General features: G+C 75.4%; 18 protein-coding genes and 2 pseudogenes. 8 read left to right on the top strand and 12 right to left on the bottom strand.

Annotated features, from left to right (window positions below):
* Position 1: 1 nt before the first annotated feature.
* The 7 genes and pseudogenes from selD to ACI782_RS13135 all read left to right on the top strand — a co-directional run.
* Positions 2-1,100 (top strand): annotated as a pseudogene (gene selD / locus ACI782_RS13165) (selenide, water dikinase SelD); the annotation flags it as partial.
* A gap of 114 nt (positions 1,101-1,214) precedes the next feature.
* Positions 1,215-2,180, top strand: a complete 966-nt coding sequence (locus ACI782_RS13160) for a zinc-binding dehydrogenase (RefSeq protein ID WP_456909835.1) — start codon at positions 1,215-1,217, stop codon at positions 2,178-2,180.
* Entirely contained in the window at positions 2,177-2,644 is a 468-nt protein-coding gene (locus ACI782_RS13155) for a YbaK/EbsC family protein (protein ID WP_456909833.1), read from the top strand. The genes ACI782_RS13160 and ACI782_RS13155 overlap by 4 nt, the downstream gene beginning before the upstream one ends.
* A gap of 13 nt (positions 2,645-2,657) precedes the next feature.
* On the top strand, positions 2,658-2,966 hold the full coding sequence (locus tag ACI782_RS13150) for an antibiotic biosynthesis monooxygenase family protein (RefSeq protein ID WP_456909831.1): 309 nt from the start codon (positions 2,658-2,660) through the stop codon (positions 2,964-2,966).
* Between the two features lie 61 nt (positions 2,967-3,027).
* Positions 3,028-3,261, top strand: a complete 234-nt coding sequence (locus ACI782_RS13145; protein ID WP_456909829.1) for a helix-turn-helix domain-containing protein — start codon at positions 3,028-3,030, stop codon at positions 3,259-3,261.
* A 2-nt stretch (positions 3,262-3,263) separates the two neighbouring features.
* A complete protein-coding gene (locus ACI782_RS13140; RefSeq protein WP_456909827.1) occupies positions 3,264-3,806 on the top strand; it encodes a Clp protease N-terminal domain-containing protein in 543 nt (180 codons plus the stop codon).
* Positions 3,807-3,846: 40 nt separating this feature from the next.
* The gene (locus ACI782_RS13135; RefSeq protein ID WP_456909825.1) at positions 3,847-4,257 is read left to right on the top strand and encodes a VOC family protein; all 411 of its coding nucleotides are present in this window, start codon (positions 3,847-3,849) and stop codon (positions 4,255-4,257) included.
* Between the two features lie 13 nt (positions 4,258-4,270).
* Here the strand turns inward: ACI782_RS13135 and ACI782_RS13130 are convergent, their stop codons facing one another.
* Together ACI782_RS13130 and lepA are read right to left on the bottom strand one after the other, a co-directional pair.
* Positions 4,271-4,930, bottom strand: coding sequence for an MOSC domain-containing protein (locus ACI782_RS13130; RefSeq protein WP_456909823.1), 660 nt, complete (start codon positions 4,928-4,930; stop codon positions 4,271-4,273).
* The gene (gene lepA / locus ACI782_RS13125) at positions 4,927-6,771 is read right to left on the bottom strand and encodes a translation elongation factor 4 (RefSeq protein WP_456909821.1); all 1,845 of its coding nucleotides are present in this window, start codon (positions 6,769-6,771) and stop codon (positions 4,927-4,929) included. Before lepA ends, ACI782_RS13130 begins: the two co-directional genes overlap by 4 nt.
* A 182-nt stretch (positions 6,772-6,953) precedes the next feature.
* On the opposite strand from lepA, the gene rpsT reads away from it, so the two are divergent.
* Positions 6,954-7,214 carry a 30S ribosomal protein S20 gene (gene rpsT / locus ACI782_RS13120; protein WP_456909819.1) on the top strand — a complete coding sequence of 87 codons (261 nt, stop codon included), beginning with the start codon at positions 6,954-6,956 and terminating at the stop codon, positions 7,212-7,214.
* A 222-nt stretch (positions 7,215-7,436) separates the two neighbouring features.
* Here the strand turns inward: rpsT and holA are convergent, their stop codons facing one another.
* The 10 genes and pseudogenes from holA to ACI782_RS13070 form a co-directional block, all read right to left on the bottom strand.
* A complete protein-coding gene (holA, locus tag ACI782_RS13115; RefSeq protein WP_456909817.1) occupies positions 7,437-8,327 on the bottom strand; it encodes a DNA polymerase III subunit delta in 891 nt (296 codons plus the stop codon).
* A gap of 554 nt (positions 8,328-8,881) precedes the next feature.
* Positions 8,882-10,246 (bottom strand): annotated as a pseudogene (locus ACI782_RS13110) (ComEC/Rec2 family competence protein); the annotation flags it as partial.
* 689 nt (positions 10,247-10,935) lie between these two features.
* On the bottom strand, positions 10,936-11,772 hold the full coding sequence (locus ACI782_RS13105; RefSeq protein ID WP_456909815.1) for a ComEA family DNA-binding protein: 837 nt from the start codon (positions 11,770-11,772) through the stop codon (positions 10,936-10,938).
* A 137-nt stretch (positions 11,773-11,909) separates the two neighbouring features.
* On the bottom strand, positions 11,910-12,809 hold the full coding sequence (locus ACI782_RS13100) for a DegV family protein (RefSeq protein WP_456909813.1): 900 nt from the start codon (positions 12,807-12,809) through the stop codon (positions 11,910-11,912).
* A 71-nt stretch (positions 12,810-12,880) separates the two neighbouring features.
* Positions 12,881-13,624, bottom strand: a complete 744-nt coding sequence (locus ACI782_RS13095; RefSeq protein ID WP_456909811.1) for a histidine phosphatase family protein — start codon at positions 13,622-13,624, stop codon at positions 12,881-12,883.
* Positions 13,621-14,229 carry a ribosome silencing factor gene (rsfS, locus tag ACI782_RS13090; protein WP_456909809.1) on the bottom strand — a complete coding sequence of 203 codons (609 nt, stop codon included), beginning with the start codon at positions 14,227-14,229 and terminating at the stop codon, positions 13,621-13,623. The genes ACI782_RS13095 and rsfS overlap by 4 nt, the downstream gene beginning before the upstream one ends.
* Complete coding sequence (gene nadD / locus ACI782_RS13085) at positions 14,226-14,972, bottom strand: nicotinate-nucleotide adenylyltransferase (RefSeq protein ID WP_456909806.1); 747 nt, start codon at positions 14,970-14,972, stop codon at positions 14,226-14,228. Before nadD ends, rsfS begins: the two co-directional genes overlap by 4 nt.
* 284 nt (positions 14,973-15,256) lie before the next feature.
* The gene (locus tag ACI782_RS13080) at positions 15,257-16,693 is read right to left on the bottom strand and encodes a vWA domain-containing protein (RefSeq protein WP_456909804.1); all 1,437 of its coding nucleotides are present in this window, start codon (positions 16,691-16,693) and stop codon (positions 15,257-15,259) included.
* Positions 16,693-17,580, bottom strand: a complete 888-nt coding sequence (locus ACI782_RS13075; RefSeq protein WP_456909802.1) for an AAA family ATPase — start codon at positions 17,578-17,580, stop codon at positions 16,693-16,695. Before ACI782_RS13075 ends, ACI782_RS13080 begins: the two co-directional genes overlap by 1 nt.
* 102 nt (positions 17,581-17,682) lie before the next feature.
* On the bottom strand, positions 17,683-18,933 hold the full coding sequence (locus tag ACI782_RS13070) for a glutamate-5-semialdehyde dehydrogenase (protein WP_456909800.1): 1,251 nt from the start codon (positions 18,931-18,933) through the stop codon (positions 17,683-17,685).
* Between the last annotated feature and the right edge of the window lie 73 nt (positions 18,934-19,006).

Below are 19,006 nucleotides of genomic sequence, written 5' to 3'. Positions count from 1 at the left end.
CGTGACCACCGCTCCCGCTCGCGTCCGGCTCACCCAGTACGCCCACGGCGGCGGCTGCGCCTGCAAGATCCCGCCCGGTGAGCTCGAGACCGTCGTCGCGGGCCTGACCGCCGCCGGGCCGGTCGACCCGGCCGCCGAGCTGGTGATCGGCCTGGACGACGGCGACGACGCGGCCGTGGTCCGCGTCGCGACGGCGGCCGGGGGCCAGGGAGTGGGCATCGTCCTCACCACCGACTTCTTCACCCCGGTCGTCGACGACGCCCACACCTTCGGCCGGATCGCCGCGGCCAACGCCCTCTCCGACGTCTACGCGATGGGCGGCACCCCGGTCGTCGCGGTCAACCTGCTCGGCTGGCCGCGCGACGTGCTGCCGGCCGAGCTGGCCGCCGAGGTGCTGCGCGGCGGCCTGGAGGTCGCCCAGGAGGCCGGCTGCCACGTCGGCGGCGGGCACTCCATCGACGACCCCGAGCCGAAGTACGGCATGGCCGTCACCGGCGTGGTCGACGTCGACCGGGTGATCACCAACTCCGCGGCTGTGGCCGGCACGCCGCTGTCGCTGACCAAGCCGCTCGGGGTCGGCGTGCTCAACAGCCGGATGAAGGCGACCGGCGAGGTGTCGGAGGAGGCGGTCGCCTCGATGACGACGCTCAACCGGGACGCCGGCCGCGCCGCGGTGGCGGCGGGCATCCGGGCCGGCACCGACGTCACCGGCTTCGGCCTGCTCGGCCACCTGTACAAGATGGCCCGGGCCAGCGGCGTGACCGCGGTGGTCGACGCCGGCGCCGTCCCGTACCTGGCCGGCGCGCGGGAGGCGCTGGCCGACGGCCACGTCTCCGGCGGCACCCGGCGCAACCTCGACTGGGTGCGCCCGCACACCGACCTGTCGGCGGTGTCCGAGGACGAGGCGCTGCTGCTGGCCGACGCGCAGACCTCCGGCGGGCTGCTGCTGGGCGGCGAGGTGCCGGGCGCCCCGGTGATCGGCGAGTTCGTACCGCGGCAGGAGCACGTCGTCATCGTCCGCTGACAGCCACGGGAGCATCGCAGCGGGCGCCGGCGAGCGATCAGGTGGCCGCGCTGCAGGGCCCGGCGCGAGCCTGCGAGCGTCGGGGAGCAGCGGGGTCCTTCAGCGGGGCGCGGAAGCGACCCGAGTCGTCGTGCGGTGAGCTCGGGAGACCCCGTCGCAGCGGGTGCGTGACCTCCGTTACGGTCCGGGCATGCTGGCAGCCTTCGTCTCCACGCCCGCCCCGAAGGACCCGCTCTCCGTGCTCGAGATCGGCGAGCGCCCGGACCCGGAGGTGCCCGACGGCTGGACGACGGTGCAGGTGAAGGCGGCGTCGCTGAACCACCACGACCTGTTCAGCCTGCGCGGCGTCGGCCTCCCGCAGGAGCGGATGCCGATGATCCTCGGCACGGACGCCGCCGGGCTGGACGGGGACGGCAACGAGGTGATCGTCCACGGCGTCGTGGCGAGCCCCGGCTGGACCGGTGACGAGACCCTCGACCCCAGGCGCAGCCTCTTCTCCGAGCTGCACCAGGGCACGATGGCCGAGCGGGTCGCCGTGCCGCGGCGCAACCTGGTGCCCAAGCCGGCCGAGCTGTCCTTCGCCGAGGCCGCCTGCCTGCCCACCGCGTGGCTGACCGCCTACCGGATGCTGTTCGTCAAGTCCGGCCTGCGTCCGGGGTCGACCGTGCTGGTGCAGGGCGCCAGTGGCGGGGTCGCCACGGCCCTGGTCGTGCTCGGCCGCGCCGCCGGCTACCGGATGTGGGTCACCGCGCGCAGCGAGGACAAGCGCGAGGCGGCGCTCGCCCTCGGTGCGGACCAGGCCTTCGAGACCGGCGCGCGGCTGCCGGAGCGCGTGGACGGCGTCATGGAGAGCGTCGGTGAGGCGACCTGGAGCCACAGCGTCAAGTCGTTGCGGCCGGGCGGGGTCATCGTCACCTGCGGCGCGACCACCGGCTTCAACCCCGGCGCCGAGCTCAACCGGGTCTTCTTCACCCAGCTGTCGGTGATCGGCTCGACGATGGGCACCCGCGAGGAGCTGGAGTCGCTGGTGCGGATGTGCGCGGTGACCGGCGTGCGCCCGGTGATCGACGTGGAGCTGCCGCTGGCGAAGGCGCGCGAGGGCTTCGAGCGGATGGACCAGGGCCGGACGGCGGGCAAGATCGTCTTCACCCTGTGACCGGGAGTCCCGTCGACCGCGTGGTGGCCGCCCTGGAGGCCGCGGAGGTCGAGGCGGACGTGCGCCGCCTCGACGTCCCGGTGCCGACGGCGGCGGCCGCGGCCGAGGCACTCGGCTGCGCGGTCGGGGCCATCGCCAACAGCCTGGTCTTCGACGCCGACGGCACCCCCCTGCTCGTGCTCGCCAGCGGCGCGCACCGCGTGGACACCGGCAAGGTCGCGGCACTGGTCGGCGCGCCCCGGGTGCGCCGGGCGAGCGCGGACTTCGTCACCGCGGCGACCGGCCAGGAGGTCGGCGGGGTCGCCCCCGTCGGCCACCCGGCGCCCCTGCGGACCGTCGTGGACGTCGACCTCGCCGCGTACCCGCTGCTCTGGGCCGGCGGCGGCGACCACCACACCATGTTCTCCGTGACCTACACCGACCTGCTGCGGCTGACCGGTGGCGAGGAGGCCACCGTCGCCTGAGGGAGGGGCTGCCGTGATCGCCCGCATCTGGCGTGGCTGGGTCCGCACCGAGGACCGCGAGGCCTACGCCGCCTACATCGACGAGACCGGGATCGCCCACTACCGGCGGACGCCGGGCAACCAGGGCGCGCACATGCTCCTGCGCGACCTCGACGACGGCCGGACCGAGGTCGTCACGCTGAGCTTCTGGGCGTCCTACGACGCCGTCCGCGCGTTCGCCGGGGACGACGTGAGCGCTGCGGTCTTCTACCCCGAGGACGACCGCTACCTGGTCGACCGGGAGGTCACCGTCACCCACTACGAGGTGCACGAGGCCGGCTGACCCACCCCGCTGTGTCAACGTGGGTTGACACTTCCGGTCGAGTCAACCTACGTTGACGGGCATGGCCGACACGACGCAGGTGGCCTCCGCCGCCAGCAGCCGCGATCCCGCCGTCGGGCTGAAGGCGGTGCGCGCGCTCCGCGCGCTGGTGGAGCGGCTGGAGGCCCTCCAGGTGGACAACGCCCGCGACCAGGGCTGGACGTGGGAGCAGATCGCCCAGCTGCTCGGCGTCACGCGCCAGGCGGTGCACAAGAAGTACGCAGGCGGCCGCGGGCCGCTCCGGCGGAAGGACTGACCGTGTTCGAGCGCTTCACCTCCGACGCCCGGGAGACCGTCGTCCTCGCCCAGCGCGAGGCTCGGGAGCTCCGGCACGGGACGATCGGCACCGAGCACCTGCTGCTCGCCCTCATCGACCTGCCGTGGACGCCGACGGCGCGGGTCCTCGGCCGGCACGGCGTGACCCGCGACCAGGTCGTCGCGGCGGTGACCGCGCTGATCGGCAGCGACGACCTGGACGCCGACGCGCTGCGCGCGGTCGGGATCGACCTGGACGCCGTGCGCGACCGGGTCGAGGCGATCTTCGGGCCGGGTGCCCTCGACCGGCCGACGACCGGCCCGGCCCGGGGCGGGCACCTCCCGTTCTCGCCACGCGCGAAGAAGGTGCTCGAGCTGTCGTTGCGCGAGGCGATCGCCCAGCGGTCGAGGAACATCGGCGAGGGGCACATCGCCCTCGGCCTGCTCCGCGAGGGTCGGGGACTGGCGGTCAAGGTGCTGCACGACCGCGGGGTCGACCTGGTCGCGCTGCGGCGGGACCTCGAGGCGACCCTGGCCGCCGCCTGACCGGTCCCGACCTGTCACCCCCCGGTGGGACGGTGCCGGCGTGGAGATCCTCTTCGTCGCCAGCATCGGCGTCATCGCACCCGACCCGGTGGAGAGCCGCCGGCTCTACGTGGACGCCCTGGGGCTGCCCCTCGAGCGCCTCGACGGCGAGTACTTCGCCAGCGAGCACATCGACGGCAGCAGGCACTTCGGGGTGTGGCCGCTCGCTGAGGCCGCGGCAGCCTGTTTCGGTACACCGGACTGGCCGGCCGACCACCCGGTTCCCCAGGCGAGCATCGAGTTCGAGCTGGCCGACGAGGCCGCGGTGGCCAGCGGCGCGGCGGAGCTGGAGGCCGCCGGCCACCGGCTCCTGCACGGGGCCCGGACGGAGCCGTGGGGGCAGACGGTCGCCCGGCTGCAGTCCCCGGAGGGGCTGGTCGTCGGGCTGTCCTTCGCGCCGTGGATGCACTGAGGACAGGGCGCGGTCAGACCCCGGCGCCGGTCCGGGCGGCGATCTTCGCCGCGACCTTGTCCCGGGTGCGCTCGGGCAGGTACCGGACGGCGGGGCTCAGCTCGGGCAGCCGGTGCTTCTGCGTGGTGTACGCGCGGAAGGCCAGCCCGACGGTGACCCCGTGGTCGGGGCGGTGGACGAGGTCGACGGGATCGCCGGCGCCGATCTCACCGGCCTCCAGCACCCGGAGGTAGGCCCCGCTCGCGCCGCGGGCGGTGAACCGCCTGACCAGCTGCGGCACACCCCAGAACCGCGCGAAGTGGGCGCACGGGATCCGCGCGTCGGTCACCTCCAGCAGCGCCGTCCCGACCCGCCACCGCTCGCCCAGCAGCGCGCCGGTGAGATCAAGCCCCGCCGTCCGGAGGTTCTCGCCGAACCGGCCGGGCGGCAGGTCGCGGCCGAGCTCGGCGGCCCACCAGTCGGCGTCCTCCTCGGCGTAGGCGTAGACCGCCTGCCCCTCGCCGCCGTGGTAGCGGCGGTGGACCTGGACGTCGCCGTCCAGGCCGAGGGGGTGGACGGCGACCCGGCCGGCGACCGGGCGCTTGTCGATCCCGCTGCGATTCGGCCGCCGGTCGGGCAGCCGCAGCAGGTCGGGACCGGAGACGCAGACGGCGGTGACGGTCCCGGCGCTCACTTCTTGGAGGCGGTCGACTCGTTGGTCGAGAGGGCGGCGACGAACGCCTCCTGGGGCACCTCGACCCGGCCGACCATCTTCATCCGCTTCTTGCCCTCCTTCTGCTTCTCCAGCAGCTTCCGCTTGCGGGTGATGTCACCGCCGTAGCACTTGGCGAGGACGTCCTTGCGGATGGCGCGGACCGTCTCGCGGGCGATCACCCGGGAGCCGACCGCGGCCTGGATGGGCACCTCGAACTGCTGCCGCGGGATCAGCTCGCGCAGCTTGCCGGCCATCATGACGCCGTAGCTGTAGGCCTTGTCCTTGTGCACGATCGCGCTGAACGCGTCGACGGGCTCGCCCTGCAGCAGGATGTCGACCTTCACCAGCTTCGACTCCTGCTCGCCGGCCTCGGCGTAGTCGAGGCTCGCGTAGCCGCGGGTGCGCGACTTCAGCGCGTCGAAGAAGTCGAAGATGATCTCGCCGAGCGGCAGCGTGTAGCGCAGCTCGACGCGGGACTCCGACAGGTAGTCCATGCCGCCGAGCTGCCCGCGGCGGCTCTGGCAGAGCTCCATGATCGTGCCGGTGTAGTCGCTCGGCGCGATGATCGTGGCGTTGACGACCGGCTCGTAGACCGTGTCGATCTTGCCCTCGGGCCAGTCGCTGGGGTTGGTGACGGTGATCTCCGACCCGTCCTCCATGACCACCCGGTAGACGACGTTCGGCGCGGTGGAGATGAGGCTGATGTTCGCCTCGCGCTCCAGCCGCTCGCGGACGATCTCGAGGTGCAGCAGGCCGAGGAAGCCGACCCGGAAGCCGAAGCCCAGCGCGGCGCTCGTCTCGGGCTCGTAGACCAGCGCGGCGTCGTTGAGCAGCAGCTTGTCCAGCGCCTCGCGCAGCAACGGGTACTCGCTGCCGTCGATCGGGTAGAGACCGGAGTAGACCATCGGCTTTGGGTCCTGGTAGCCGCCCAGGGCCGCGGACGCCTGGTTGTTCTGCAGCGTGACGGTGTCACCGACGCGGGACTGGCGGACGTCCTTCACCCCGGTGATGAAGTAGCCGACCTCGCCGACGCCGAGCGAGTCGACCGGCTTGGGCTCCGGGGAGATGACGCCGATCTCGAGCAACTCGTGGGTGGCGCCGGTGGACATCATCTTGATCCGCTCGCGGGCGGAGATCCGGCCGTCGACGACCCGGACGTAGGTGATGACGCCGCGGTAGATGTCGTAGACGCTGTCGAAGATCATCGCCCGCGCCGGGGCGTCCGCGTCGCCGGTCGGAGCGGGGATCTGGTCGACGATCGCGTCGAGCAGCTCCGGCACGCCCTCGCCGGTCTTCCCGCTGACCCGCAGGACGTCGCCGGGGTCGCAGCCGATGATGTGCGCGAGCTCGGCGGCGTACTTCTCCGGCTGGGCGGCCGGCAGGTCGATCTTGTTGAGCACCGGGATGATCGTGAGGTCGTTCTCCAGCGCCAGGTACAGGTTGGCCAGCGTCTGGGCCTCGATGCCCTGGGCCGCGTCGACGAGCAGGACCGCGCCCTCGCAGGCGGCCAGCGACCGGGACACCTCGTAGGTGAAGTCGACGTGGCCCGGGGTGTCGATCATGTGCAGGACGTGATCGGTGCCCGCGTGCGCGCCGGCCTTCGGCGTCCACGGCAGGCGCACGTTCTGCGCCTTGATCGTGATGCCGCGCTCGCGCTCGATGTCCATGCGGTCGAGGTACTGGGCACGCATCTGCCGCGCCTCGATGATCCCGGTGACCTCGAGCATCCGGTCGGCCAGCGTCGACTTGCCGTGGTCGATGTGCGCGATGATGCAGAAGTTCCGGATGCGGGCCGGGTCGGTGTAGGCGGGAGTCGTCACAGTGCCCCCATCGTCCCACGGCTCGGTGCGTCGTCCAGCGATTGGCCGGTCTGCACCGGTCTACCCGCGGGTTGGGGTCGTACGCCCGACGCTGGTATCTTGGCAGACCGGTCCGCCGACGCACGCCGTCCGGACGCACTGTCAGAAGTACCTCCCTCCCGAGAGACACCCGAGGCTCACGCGTGGCGAACATCAAGTCCCAGATGAAGCGGATCAAGACCAACGAGAAGGCGCGTCAGCGCAACGTTGCCGTCAAGTCCGCCCTGAAGACGGCCGTCCGGCGCGTGCGGACCGCCGCCGCGTCCGGGGACGCCGCGGCCGCGCAGGAGGCCCTGAAGACCGCCAGCAAGGCCCTCGACAAGGCCGCCAGCAAGGGCATCATCCACAAGAACCAGGCCGCCAACCGCAAGTCGGGTCTGGCCAAGCAGGTCGCCGGCCTCTGAGCCGGCGCACCGAGCAGCGCGCGGTCCGCGACGAGCCCCCTCCCCTCGCGGGACGGGGCTCTCGGCGTCTTCGGGGGCTGCCTCTCGGCGTCCTCGGGGACTGTCAGGTGACCGGACCCGCCAGCCGGCCCCGGTAGGACCCGGCCCGGGAAGCCCCGGACGCGCCGCCCAGCCCCGGCGGTGCTGCTCGGACCCGGCCGCGCTGCTCAGACCCGGTGCTGCTCAGACCCGGCCGCGGCCGGTCTCCCGCCGGATGGCGACGATCCGCCGCACGGCGCGCTCCAGCGCGTAGTCCGCGCTGGCCGCTGCGCCCTTGACGTCGGCGTTCAGCTCCGCCGCGACGCCAACCGCCTGCTGCAGGCCCTCGATGCTCCAGCCCCGTGCCTGTGACTGGGCCTTCTTCACCTTCCAGGGCGGCATCTTCAGCGTGCGCGCCAGCTCCCCCGGGTTGGTGCTGCGCAGGGAGGTCACCCGCGCGGCGGTGCGGACGCCGTCGGCGATGGCGTCGGCGATGAGGACGTGGGCGACGCCGCGCTGCAACGCCCAGCGCAGCATCTCCAGCGACCCCTGCCGGTCGCCGACCAGCACCCGCTCCGCGACGGTGAAGCCGGTGACCTCGGCCTGCCCGCGGTGGAAACGGGCGACCGCGTCGGCATCGACGGTGCCGCCGAAGTCGGAGACGAGCTGGCCGGCGGCCGCGGAGAGCTGGCGGAGGTCGGCACCGATCGCCTCCACCAGCGCACTCGCCGCATCCGGGGTGATCCGCCCGCCGACCTGCCGGACCTCGTTGCGCACGAACGCGATGCGGTCCCCCACCGAGGTGACCTTGGGGCAGTCGTCGATCGCGGCACCGGCGGCCCTGAAGGCCTTGAGCAGCGCCTCGTTGCGCTTGCCGCCGTGGTGCACGACCACCAGCGTGAGGTCGGGGTCGGGGTCCTTGGCGTAGCCCACCAGCGCGTCGGCGAGCGCGCCGGCGGCCTCGTGGACCGCGGTCACCACCACGAGCCGGTGCTCGCCGAACAGCGAGGGGGCGAGGACGTCGGCCAGCTGCCCCACCGGCAGGCCCGCCGCGGGCATCTCGTGCAGCTCTGCCTCGGGGTGGCGGTCGAGCACCGCCGACCGGACGGCGGAGACCGCGCGGGCGCGCAGCAGCTCCTCCTCGCCCACCACGGCGCGCAGGCGGGACGTCGGCGCGGGAGGTGCGGCTGCCACACCGGCATGGTCCCACGCGCGGGTGACGGTCCCGGCCAGCCGCGGCCCGTGCCGCGCGGGCCGGTGCCCGGGCCGGTCCGCGGGCCGGTCCGGACGCGAGCGACGGTGGGGTGGTACGCGTTCCGGGCCCCGGCCGTCGTACCGGAGGGCCTCGCCGCTGCACCGGCGGGCCCGGCCGCGGCCGCCCCCGGATCGCGACCACGGGCGGCCACCCCCCACGCGTCGGCGTCCCCGGCGACGGCGAGGTCGCCCTCTCGGTCGGTGCGGTGCACCCGCACCCCGTCCTGGGTCAGCCAGGACAGCATGCGCGCGGTCGGGTGCCCGTACGGGTTGTCGGCCCCGACCGACACCAGCGCCACCCGGGCGCCGGTAGCGGCGAGGAAGCCGTGGTCGGCGTCGGCGCTGCCGTGGTGGGGCACCTTGAGCACGTCGGCCCGCAGGTCCACGCCGCGGGCGACGATGCGGGCCTGTGCCTCACCACCGAGGTCGCCGGTGAGCAGCACGCGCACGCCGTTGCTCGTGACCCGCACGACCAGCGACAGGTCGTTGGCCGCGACCGCAGGCGTGGCCAGCTCCGGCGGCGGGGCCAGCACCTCGACGACGGCGCCCCCCACCGTGCGCCGCTCACCCGGGACGAGCACCGCCCGCTGCGCCCCGGCCTCCCGGGTGGCGTCCGTCAGCCGGCCGGCGCGGTCGTCGGCCGGGGACAGCGTGCCGGTGGCGACCACGCCGACCGACCGCCCGGACAGCGCACCGGCGAGGCCACCGACGTGGTCGGCGTCCAGGTGGGTGAGCAGCACCAGCGGCAGGTGGTCGACGCCGAGCCGGTCGAGGCAGCCGTCGACCGGCCCCACCTCCGGACCCGCGTCGACCAGCACAGCCTCCTCCGGACCGGTCGGCACCACCAGCGCGTCGCCCTGCCCGACGTCGCAGGCGACCACGACCGTCCCGTCAGGGGGCCAGCCCCGGGTCAACTGGCGGACCGGCCAGCCCAGCACCACGGCGCCGACCAGGGCCGCCAGCGCCAGTGGCCGCGAGCGGGGGAACCGCCACAGCAGCCAGCCCGCGGCGAGCAGCAGCAGTGTCAGCAGCACGGCACCGCCCGTACCGACCGGCCAGCCCAGCGCGCCGTCCGGCAGGGTCGCCGCCCGTTCGGCCACGAGGACCAGCCAGCGCACCGGCCACCCGGCCGACCAGACCAGCGCGTCGCCCAGCGGCGGGACGACGACCGCCGCCAGCGCTGCCAGGAGGCCGAGCACGGTGGCCGCCGGGACCGCCGGCGCGGCGAGCAGGTTGGCCGGCAGGGAGACGGGGCTGACCAGCCCGGACAGCGCGGCGACCAGCGGCGCGGTGGCCAGTCCGGCGGCCGCCGCCACGGCCACCGCGTCGGCCACCGATCGCGGCCAGCCGCGGCCGCGGAGCCGCTGTGCCCAGGTCCGCGCGAGCAGCACGATCGCCGCCGTCGCCGCCACCGACAGCGCGAAGCCGGCGTCGCGGGCGAGGTCGGGGTCGACCAGCAGCAGCACGAGCACGGCGCCGAGGAGGGCCGGCAGGGCCACCCGCGACCGCCCGATCGCCAGCGCGAGGAGGGTGACCGCACCCATCGCCGCGGCGCGCACGACGCTGGCGCTCGGCCGGGCCAGCAGGACGAACCCCACCAGGGCCGCGGCCGCCACGAGGGCCTGCACCCGCCGGTCCACCGCCCGGCGACGCAGGGGGGCCAGCACCCCGGTCAGAAGGATGGCCACGTTCGCCCCGGAGACGGCGGTGAGGTGGGCCAGTCCGGCCCGCTGGAAGTCCTCGACGAGCACTGGGTCCATGGCGCGGGTGTCTCCGACGACCAGGCCGGGGAGCAGCCCGCCCGGCCGCGGCCCGAGCATGCGCAGCGAGCTCTCGACGAGACCGTCGCGCAGTGCCCCGGCGGCCCGCTGCTCCCAGGGCGGAGCCCCGAGAACGGCCGGCGGGCCCCGCGTGGACAGCCGGGCCACCAGTCCGTCGGCCGGCTCGGCCGGTGTCACGGTCGCCCGCACCCGCACGGACTGCCCGGGCAGCAGCCCGAGCCACTCCTCCGCGGGCCCGAAGAGCACGACGTCGTCGTCCAGGACGACCGGGATCGCGCCGTCGACCAGCTGGGTGACGGTGGCCTCGGCGAGCACCCGGGCCGGCCCGACGCCGCGCACCGGCCGGGGGTCGCCGGCCAGCACGAGGTCGAGCAGCACGGTCCGCCGTCCCTCGGCGACCGCGGCCAGCGGGGAGCCCTCCCGTGCGGCGGCACGGACGGCGGCGGTCGCCGCGGTGACCGCGACCGCCGCGAGCACGCCGATCAGCACGACCGTCCGCGGAGCGTCGCGACGGCGCGTGGCCAGGGCCGCGGCCGCAGTGGCGACCAGGCCGGCGGCGACCAGGCCGGCGGGACCCACCAGGGGCGCCAGCAGGGTGCTGACCCAGACGGCCGCGGCGACCGGCGCCAACCGCAGGTCGATCCACGCCCACCGCCCGGCAGCGCCGCTCACACGGTCACCAGCTCGGCCAGCTCGGCATAGGTGGTCGGACCGATCCCCGGGACGTCGTCGAGCTGCTCGACGCTGGCGAACCGGCCCTGCTGGTCGCGGTGGTCGACGATCCGCTGGGCGAGGACCGGCCCGATGCCCGGCAGCGCGTCCAGATCGGCGACGGTCGCCGTGTTGAGGTCCACGAGACCGGTTCCGGAGCTCCCCGCCGCGGGGGGACCGGCGGGCGCGGCTCCGGGCACGCCCACCGCGATCTGCTCACCGTCGCTCACGACCGCGGCGAGGTTGATCGAGGCGGGGTCGGCCTCCGGCAACAGGCCACCGGCGGCCGCGACCGCGTCCGCGACGCGCGCCCCGGACGGGAGGGTGACCAGGCCGGGCCGGGACACGAGGCCCACCACGGACACGACGACCGTCGGTGACGCGTCGGCCGCGGTCCCGACCGACGGGGTGGCCGGCGCCGCGCCCGAGGTCGGTGGCGCCGAGGCAGCGACCGACGGCTCCGGCGCCGGCTCCACCCGGGGGCGGTCCAACCAGGTCCCCGCCGCCACCGCGAGCGCGGCGAGCACCCCGGCCACCCACAGCGCCCACACGCCGCGCCGCCCGGGGCCGACGCGGACGGCGGTGCCCGGAGCGCGGTGCCGGCCGATCCCGGCGGGCAGTTCGGCAGCCGGTTCCTCCCCGGGCTCGTCCGGTTCGGGCAACTCGGCGCCATCGGTCTCGTCGCGGTCGTCGTCGGGGACCCAGCCCCGTGCGCGCCCGCCCTCGTCGAGGAGAGCACGCAGGCGCGCGCGGATCAGGTCGGCGTCGTCGCTGCGGCGGGATGGGAGGCGCACCAGCCGGACGCTAGGCAGGGCGGCCCCGGTCCGGCCCCGCCCAGGGTGGTCTGTGGACAGGACCCCGGCCTGTGGACGGACCGCCCGGCGATCCTCGGGCCGGAGGGCACGCTGCGCGGGTGCCTCCGTTCCGCGCCTCAGTCCGCCGGCTGCTCGTCGTCCTCGTCGGGCTGCTGCAGAAGCGGGAGCGACCGCGCCGGCGCGACGACCAGGCCGACGGCCCCCGGCCCGACGTGCGCCCCGATCGCCGCCCCGAGTTCGCTGACGTACAGCTCCCGCAGCCCCGGGAGCCGGTCCCGGAGGTCAGCGGCCAGGCGCTCGGCGCGCTCGGGGGCGGCGAGGTGGTGGACGGCGACCGACACCGGCCCCCCGTCGGTGGCCTCCACCCCGCGCTGGACGAGCCGGCTCAACGCCCGGGCCGTGGTGCGCACCTTCTCCAGGGGAACGACCCGGCCCTCCGCGACGTGCAGCACCGGCTTGACCGCCAGGGCCGTCCCGATCATCGAGGCCGCGGCTCCGATGCGCCCCCCGCGGCGCAGGTGCTCGAGGGTGTCGACGACGAAGAGCGTCCGCGTCGCGGTGGCCGTCTCCCGCGCCGCGGCCGCGACGGTCGCGGCGTCCTCCCCTGCCGCGGCCGCCCGGGCTGCAGCGACGACGGCGAACCCGCTGCCCATGGCCGCCGACCGCGAGTCGACCACCGTGACGATGTGCTCGCCGACCTGCGCGGCCGCCAGGCGGGCCGCGTCGACGGTGCCCGACAGCTCGGCCGACAGGTGCACGGAGACGATCCGCTCGGCCCCCTCGGCCAGTCGCCGGCGGTAGGCGCTGACGAAGTCCCCGGGCGTCGGCCGGGAGGTGGAGACGGTCTGCCCGCGGACGCCGAGGGCACGCGCGACGTCGGCCGGGCCGATCTCCGCCCCCTCCCGGCCCGAGTGGCCGGCCAGGACCACGTACAGCGGGACGACCTCGACCGAGTACTGCTCGACCAGGCGTGGGGGCAGGTAGGCCGTGGAGTCGGTGACCACGGCGACGGACACGCGGCGAGGCTAGCTGGCCGCGACGGCGCACCGGCGGGGCTCGGTCCCGATCCGCCCCGGAGGACGCCCGGTCAGAGCACGGCGTCGGCGTCCTGCGCCGGAGCGGCGGCCCCCTCCTCGGGGCTGGCACCGGCCTCCAGGGGCCCGGCCGCGGCGCGCGACGGCGGCCGCGGTTCGGCCGGCAGCTGCGGCGCCGAGTTGTTGTGCCGCAGCAGCCGCCAGCGGTCGCTCTGCACGGCCAGCTCGCTCCACGCGCAGTTGCCCAGGGGGCCGAACACCCGGCGGTGTTCCGGTCCGAGCCCGAGCAGTACCTCCATCAGCCGCGCGGCCGTGCCGCCGTGGGTCACCACCACGGCGGCGGGCGCCTCGGGCAGGTCGCCGAGCGCGGCGAGCGCCCGGCGCGGGACGTCGGCCGGGTCCTCGCCACCGCGGCCGCGCACCGGCCGGCCGGCGAGCCAGTCGGCGTACTGCTCGGGGTGGCGCTCGGCGACCTCCTCGCGCGTGAGTCCCTCCCAGGACCCGAGGCCGAACTCGCGCAGCCGCGGATCCAGGCGAAGCGGGACGCCGAGGACGGCGGTGAGCGTCGAGGCGGTCTCGGCGGCCCGGCCCAGGTCGCTGGAGACGACGACGGTCCCCTCGGGCAGCCGGCCGCTCGCCGCCAGGTGGGGCGCGGTCTCGACGGCCTGCCGGCGACCCTCGTCGTCCAGCGGAGGGTCCAGCTGGCCCTGGAACCGCCCGGTGGCGTTCCACTCGGTGCGCCCGTGCCGCCAGACGACCAGCCGGGGCACGGGCAACCGGGAGGCGCCGTCGGTCACCGGCCGGTCGCCTCCGGGGAGGAGTCCCCCGCGCCGGTGTCGTCCCCGGCCGGCTCGGGCGGCAGCGGCGTGGGATCGGCGCTCATCGGGTCGACGTCGTCGGCCGACAGCGTCTCCCGGCTCGCCGGGAGAGGAGCCTCGGTGCCGGCGACGGTGCCGGTGTCGGTGTCGCCGCTGGTGCCGGTGCTGGTGCCGGTGCTGGTGCCCCTGCCGGTGCCGGTGGTCGTCTGCCCGTCCGGCGGCGCAGCCCGGTCGGCGAACGGGATGGTCGGGCAGTCCTTCCAGAGCCGCTCCAGGGCGTAGTAGGCGCGCTCCTCGGCGTGCTGGACGTGCACGACCACGTCGACGAAGTCCAGCAACACCCACCGGGCCTCGGCGACCCCCTCCCGGCGCACCGGCTTGACGCCGTGCTGCCGTAACCGCTCCTCCACCTCGTCGACGATCGCCTGCACCTGGCGCTCGTTGGGCGCCGAGGCGAGCACGAAGGCGTCGGTGATCGCCAGCCGGTCGCTGACGTCCACGATCGAGACGTCGGTGGCCAGCTTGTCGGCGGCGGCCTGCGCCGCCAGCAGTGCGGTCTCCCGCGCCTCGGGCGAGGCGGTCATCGGGGTACCTCCTGGAGATGGGGGGACGGTGGTTCCTGGGGTGGCCCCTCGGGGCCGGCCGCGGCCGGCGGCCGGTCGTAGGTGGGGTGGTCGGCCGACGCGACCGCGCCCTCCCTGCGGGGGACCCCCGCGCGCGCCGCGGGCCGGGCGGCACCGCGCGAGTGGTAGAGCTGCCGCTTCTCGATGTACTGCACGACGCCGTCGGGGACGAGGTACCAGACCGGCATGCCGCGGCCGACCCGCTCGCGGCAGTCGCTGGAGCTGATGGCCAGCGCCGGCACCTCGACCAGGCTGACCACTCCCTCGGGCAGGTGCGCGGCCCCGAGGTCGAAGCCGGGCCGCGTCACGCCGATGAAGTGCGCCAGTTGGAAGCACCGGTCGCTGTCGCGCCAGCTGAGGATCTGGGAGAGCGCGTCGGCTCCGGTGATGAAGAACAGCTCGTCGTCGGGTCGCTGTCGCTGCAGGTCGCTGAGGGTGTCGATGGTGTAGGTCGGGCCGCCGCGGTCGATGTCGACCCGGCTCACGGAGAAGCGGGGGTTGGAGGCGGTGGCGATGACCGTCATGAGGTAGCGGTCCTCGGCGGGGGCCACCTCGCGGTCGCTCTTCTGCCACGGCTGGCCGGTCGGCACGAACACGACCTCGTCCAGCCCGAAGAGGACGGCGACCTCGCTCGCCGCCACGAGGTGCCCGTGGTGGATGGGATCGAACGTCCCACCCATCACCCCGACCCGCCGACCAGCCACTGATCGAGCGTATCCGGGCCGTCCGGGACCGGCCGCGACGACCGGCCCCGGACGGGGTCCGAGCGCCTGCGGCCGGCCCGGCGTGCCCCGGTGCGACCGGCTCCCCCGAGCCGCCGGTCGCGGCCGGCCGCGGGGACCAGCCGGCCGCGGGGAGATCCACGAGACCGACGGGCCCCGCGGTCGGCGCCGGGAACGGTCCCTGCACCCGCACGGCCCAACGACCGCGGCGGTGGCAGGTCACGGCCGGGTCGACATCTCGCTTCGTCGACACGCCGACGTGTCGCTCACAGCGTGGTCACGAAGTCGGCGAGCTGGGCGGCGTTGCGGCACTCGACCATGTCGATGACCTCGCCGTACCGGTTGGCCGCCGAGTCGCCGCTGCCCCACAGCCGCCGCGGCTCGGGGTTGAGCCAGTGCGCCGACCGGGACCGCCGCACGAGGTCGGCCAGCACCGGGACCCCCGGCTGGCGGTAGTTGGTGCGGCCGTCGCCGAGCACCAGCAGCGACGTCTTCGGGCCGACCGCGCCGGGCCACCGGTCGGCGAACACCTCGAAGGCCGTGCCGTAGTCGCTGTGCCCGTCGAAGCCCACCACGTCGGCCTCCCGGCCGATCCGCGCGACCGCGTCGGCCACGTCCGCGCCCGGGCGGAAGAACCAGGTGACCTCGTCGGTGGAGTCCACGAACGCGAAAGCCCGCACACCGGAGAAGTGCTCGCGCAGCGCCTGGGTGAGCATCAGCGTGAAGTGGCTGAAACCGGCCACCGAGCCGCTCACGTCGCAGAGCACCACCAGCTCGGGCTTGTGCACCTTCCGCGGCCGGTGGTGGGTCACCACGGGCACCCCACCGGTCCCCAACGAGGCGCGCACGGTCTTGCGGAAGTCCAGCCAGCCCTCCCGCCCGTGCCGCCGCCGGGCCGCCAGCCGCACCGCGAGGCGCCGCGCCAGGGGGGCCACGGTCCGCCGCAGCTCGGCGAGGTCGGCGGCCTGGGCGCGCAGGAAGTCGACCTGGTCGGCCAGCGGGCGCACCGCGCTGCGCGCCACCTTGTCCCGCCCCCGCTCCGCCGCCGTCCGCCGCCGGACCTCGGCCTCCACCGCCGCCCGGAACGCCGCCAGCCGCTCGCGCACGGTCTGCCGGGCGACCTGCTCGGCCAGCCCGCCGCGCTCGCCGTCCCCCAGGAGACCGGCCAGCAGCTGGGCGACCAGCGTGTCCGGCGACAGCGCCCGCATCACCCGGTAGCTGAAGAACGACTGGCCGGACGGCGAGGGCGTGGCCCGGCCGAGCCGGTCGACGGCCTCGCGGGCGAAGCGGCGCAGCGTCTCCTCGTCGCCCTCGAGCAGCAGCTGGGCCAGCCGGTCGCGCAGCAGCCCCGCCAGGTCCACGCCGTCGGGCAGGTCGAGGGTCGACTCCGGGGTCTCCCCCGCGTCACCGTCCCCCTCGACCTCGTCGGTTCCCACGGGGCGGTCGCCCAGCGGCCACCACAGGTCGAACAGCACGTCGTAGGCCGGTCGCTGCGCCGCCCGCTGCAGCAGCACCGCGGCCAGCCCGTGCCGCAGCTGCTCGCGGTCGAGCAGGTCGACCACGGTGAGGATCTCGGCGGCGTCCACGGCCTGGCTGATCCCGACCGGGATGCCGGCCTCCCGCACCGCCCGGACGAAGCCGTCCAGGTGCCCGGCGAGCCCGCCGGGCCCGGCCGGTGAGGGCGCGGGGACCGGGGCCGCCATCAGTTCAGCCGCAGCTCGGCCGCGGCCCGCTCCTGGTCGCTGGCGTGCTTGAGCACGACCCCCAGGGTGGACCGCACCGCCGTCTCGTCGAGGGTGTCCAGGCCCAGCTCGAGCAGGGTCTGCGCCCAGTCGAGGGTCTCCGAGATCGACGGGGACTTCTTCAACTCCAGCGCCCGCAGCGCCCGGATGGTCCGGACCAGCTGCTCGGCCAGCCCGGGCGCCAGGTCGGGCACCCGGGAGAGCACGATCTCCCGCTCCCGCTCGGCCGACGGATAGTCCAGCGCGAGGTAGAGGCAGCGCCGCTTGAGCGCCTCGGAGAGCTCACGGGTGGCGTTGGAGGTCAGCACCACCATCGGCCGGCGCGCCGCGGCCACGGTGCCGAGCTCGGGGATGGTGACCTGGAAGTCGCTCAGCACCTCCAGCAGCAGGCCCTCCACCTCGACGTCGGCCTTGTCGGTCTCGTCGACGAGCAGGACCGTCGGCTCGGTGCGCCGGATGGCGGTGAGCAGCGGCCGGGAGAGGAGGAACTCCTCGCCGAAGATGTCGTCGTGGACGGAGCCCCAGTCAGCGCCGTCGGTGCCCTGCGCCGCCTGGATGCGCAGCAGCTGCTTCTTGTAGTTCCACTCGTACAGCGCCCGCGCCTCGTCGAGGCCCTCGTAGCACTGCAGCCGGATCAGCTCCGACCCGGTCGCCACGGCCAGCGCCTTGGCCAGCTCGGTCTTGCCGGTCCCGGCCGGCCCCTCGACCAGCAGCGGCTTGCCCAGCCGGTCGGCCAGGAACACCGTGGTCGCGATCTGCGCGTCGGGCAGGTAGCCGGCGGTGGCCAGCCGCTTGCTGACGTCAGCGACCGAGGAGAACTGCAGGGCCTGCGACGGCGGGCGGGGCATGCGGCTCCTGCCTGGGGCGGTGGGGAGGGCGGGGGCTCAGCGGCGGTGGGGCGGGCGGGGGGCTCGGCGGCGGTGGGGCGGGCCGATGACGCAGCAGGAGGGTCAGCGCCGGGTGTGCCCGCTCCCGGTCACGACGTAGGTGGTCGAGGTCAGCTCGGGCAGGCCCAGCGGACCGCGGGCGTGCAGCTTCTGCGTCGAGATGCCGATCTCCGCGCCGAAGCCGAACTCCCCGCCGTCGGTGAACCGGGTCGAGGCGTTGACCAGCACCGCGGCCGCGTCCACCCCGGCGGTGAACTCGGCGACGGCGCGAGCGGAGTCGGCCACGATCGCCTCGCTGTGCCCGCTCCCCCACCGCTCGATGTGGTCGAGCGCGGCGGGCAGGTCGTCGACGACCCGGACGGCCATGTCCATCGACAGGTACTCGGTCGCCCAGTCCTCGTCGGTCGCGGGGACGACCGCCTCGTGCGCGGCCCGCGCCGCGGCGTCCCCGTGCAGCGTGACGCCGGCGTCGGCCAGCGCGGACAGCAACCGCGGCAGGAAGGCGACGTCGCGGTGCACCAGCAGCGTCTCCGCGGAGTTGCAGACGCTCACCCGGTGGGTCTTGGCGTTGAGCACGATCGCCTCGGCCATCGCCGGATCGGCCGACGCGTCGACGTAGACGTGGCAGTTGCCCTCGCCGGTCTCGATCACCGGCACCCGTGCCTCGCGCACCACCCGCTGGATCAGCGACGCCCCGCCGCGCGGGATGACCACGTCCACCAGGCCGCGGGCGTTGAGCAGCTCGCCCACCGAGGCACGGTCGGCGGGCAGCAGCTCGATCGACCCCTCGGGCAGGCCGGCCTTCGCCGCCGCCTCGGTGAGGACGGCGACCAGCGCGGTGTTGGTGCGGAACGCCGACGCCGACCCGCGCAGCAGCGCCGCGTTGCCGCTCTTCAGGCACAGCCCCGCCGCGTCGACGGTGACGTTCGGCCGGGCCTCGTAGACGATGCCGACCACGCCGAGGGGCACCCGCACCTGGCGCAGCTGCAGCCCGTTCGGCAACGTCGAGCCCCGGACGACGTCGCCCACCGGGTCGGGCAGCGCGACCAGCTGGCGCAGCGCGTCGGCCACCCCGGCGATCCGGCCGGCGTCGAGCCGGAGCCGGTCGAGGATCGCCGCCGGCGTGCCGTCGGCCGCCTCGACGTCGGCGGCGTTGGCGGCCAGCACCTCGTCGGCCTGCGCGACCAACGCGTCGGCCATCGCCAGCAGCGCGGCGTCCTTGGTGTCGGTGGGCAGGGTGCGCAGCACCCGGGCGGCGGCGCGGGCACGCAGCGCCGCGGCGCCGATCAGCGGCAGGCCGGAGACGTCGGACACGCAGGGAAGGGTACGCGTGCGCGCCCGCCCCCCGGCCTCTCCGACGGCCACCGGACGTATGCGAGAATGATTC

Source organism: Geodermatophilus sp. SYSU D00703, from assembly GCF_054050155.1.
This window is presented reverse-complemented; position numbering and strand designations above follow the sequence as displayed.

Coding starts and splice junctions, on each gene's coding strand:
- ACI782_RS13160 (WP_456909835.1), top strand. CDS start 1,215: ATGCTGGCAGCCTTCGTCTCCACGCCCGCCCCGAAGGACCCGCTCTCC.
- ACI782_RS13145 (WP_456909829.1), top strand. CDS start 3,028: ATGGCCGACACGACGCAGGTGGCCTCCGCCGCCAGCAGCCGCGATCCC.
- rsfS (WP_456909809.1), bottom strand. CDS start 14,229: ATGACCGCCTCGCCCGAGGCGCGGGAGACCGCACTGCTGGCGGCGCAG.
- ACI782_RS13080 (WP_456909804.1), bottom strand. CDS start 16,693: ATGGCGGCCCCGGTCCCCGCGCCCTCACCGGCCGGGCCCGGCGGGCTC.
- ACI782_RS13075 (WP_456909802.1), bottom strand. CDS start 17,580: ATGCCCCGCCCGCCGTCGCAGGCCCTGCAGTTCTCCTCGGTCGCTGAC.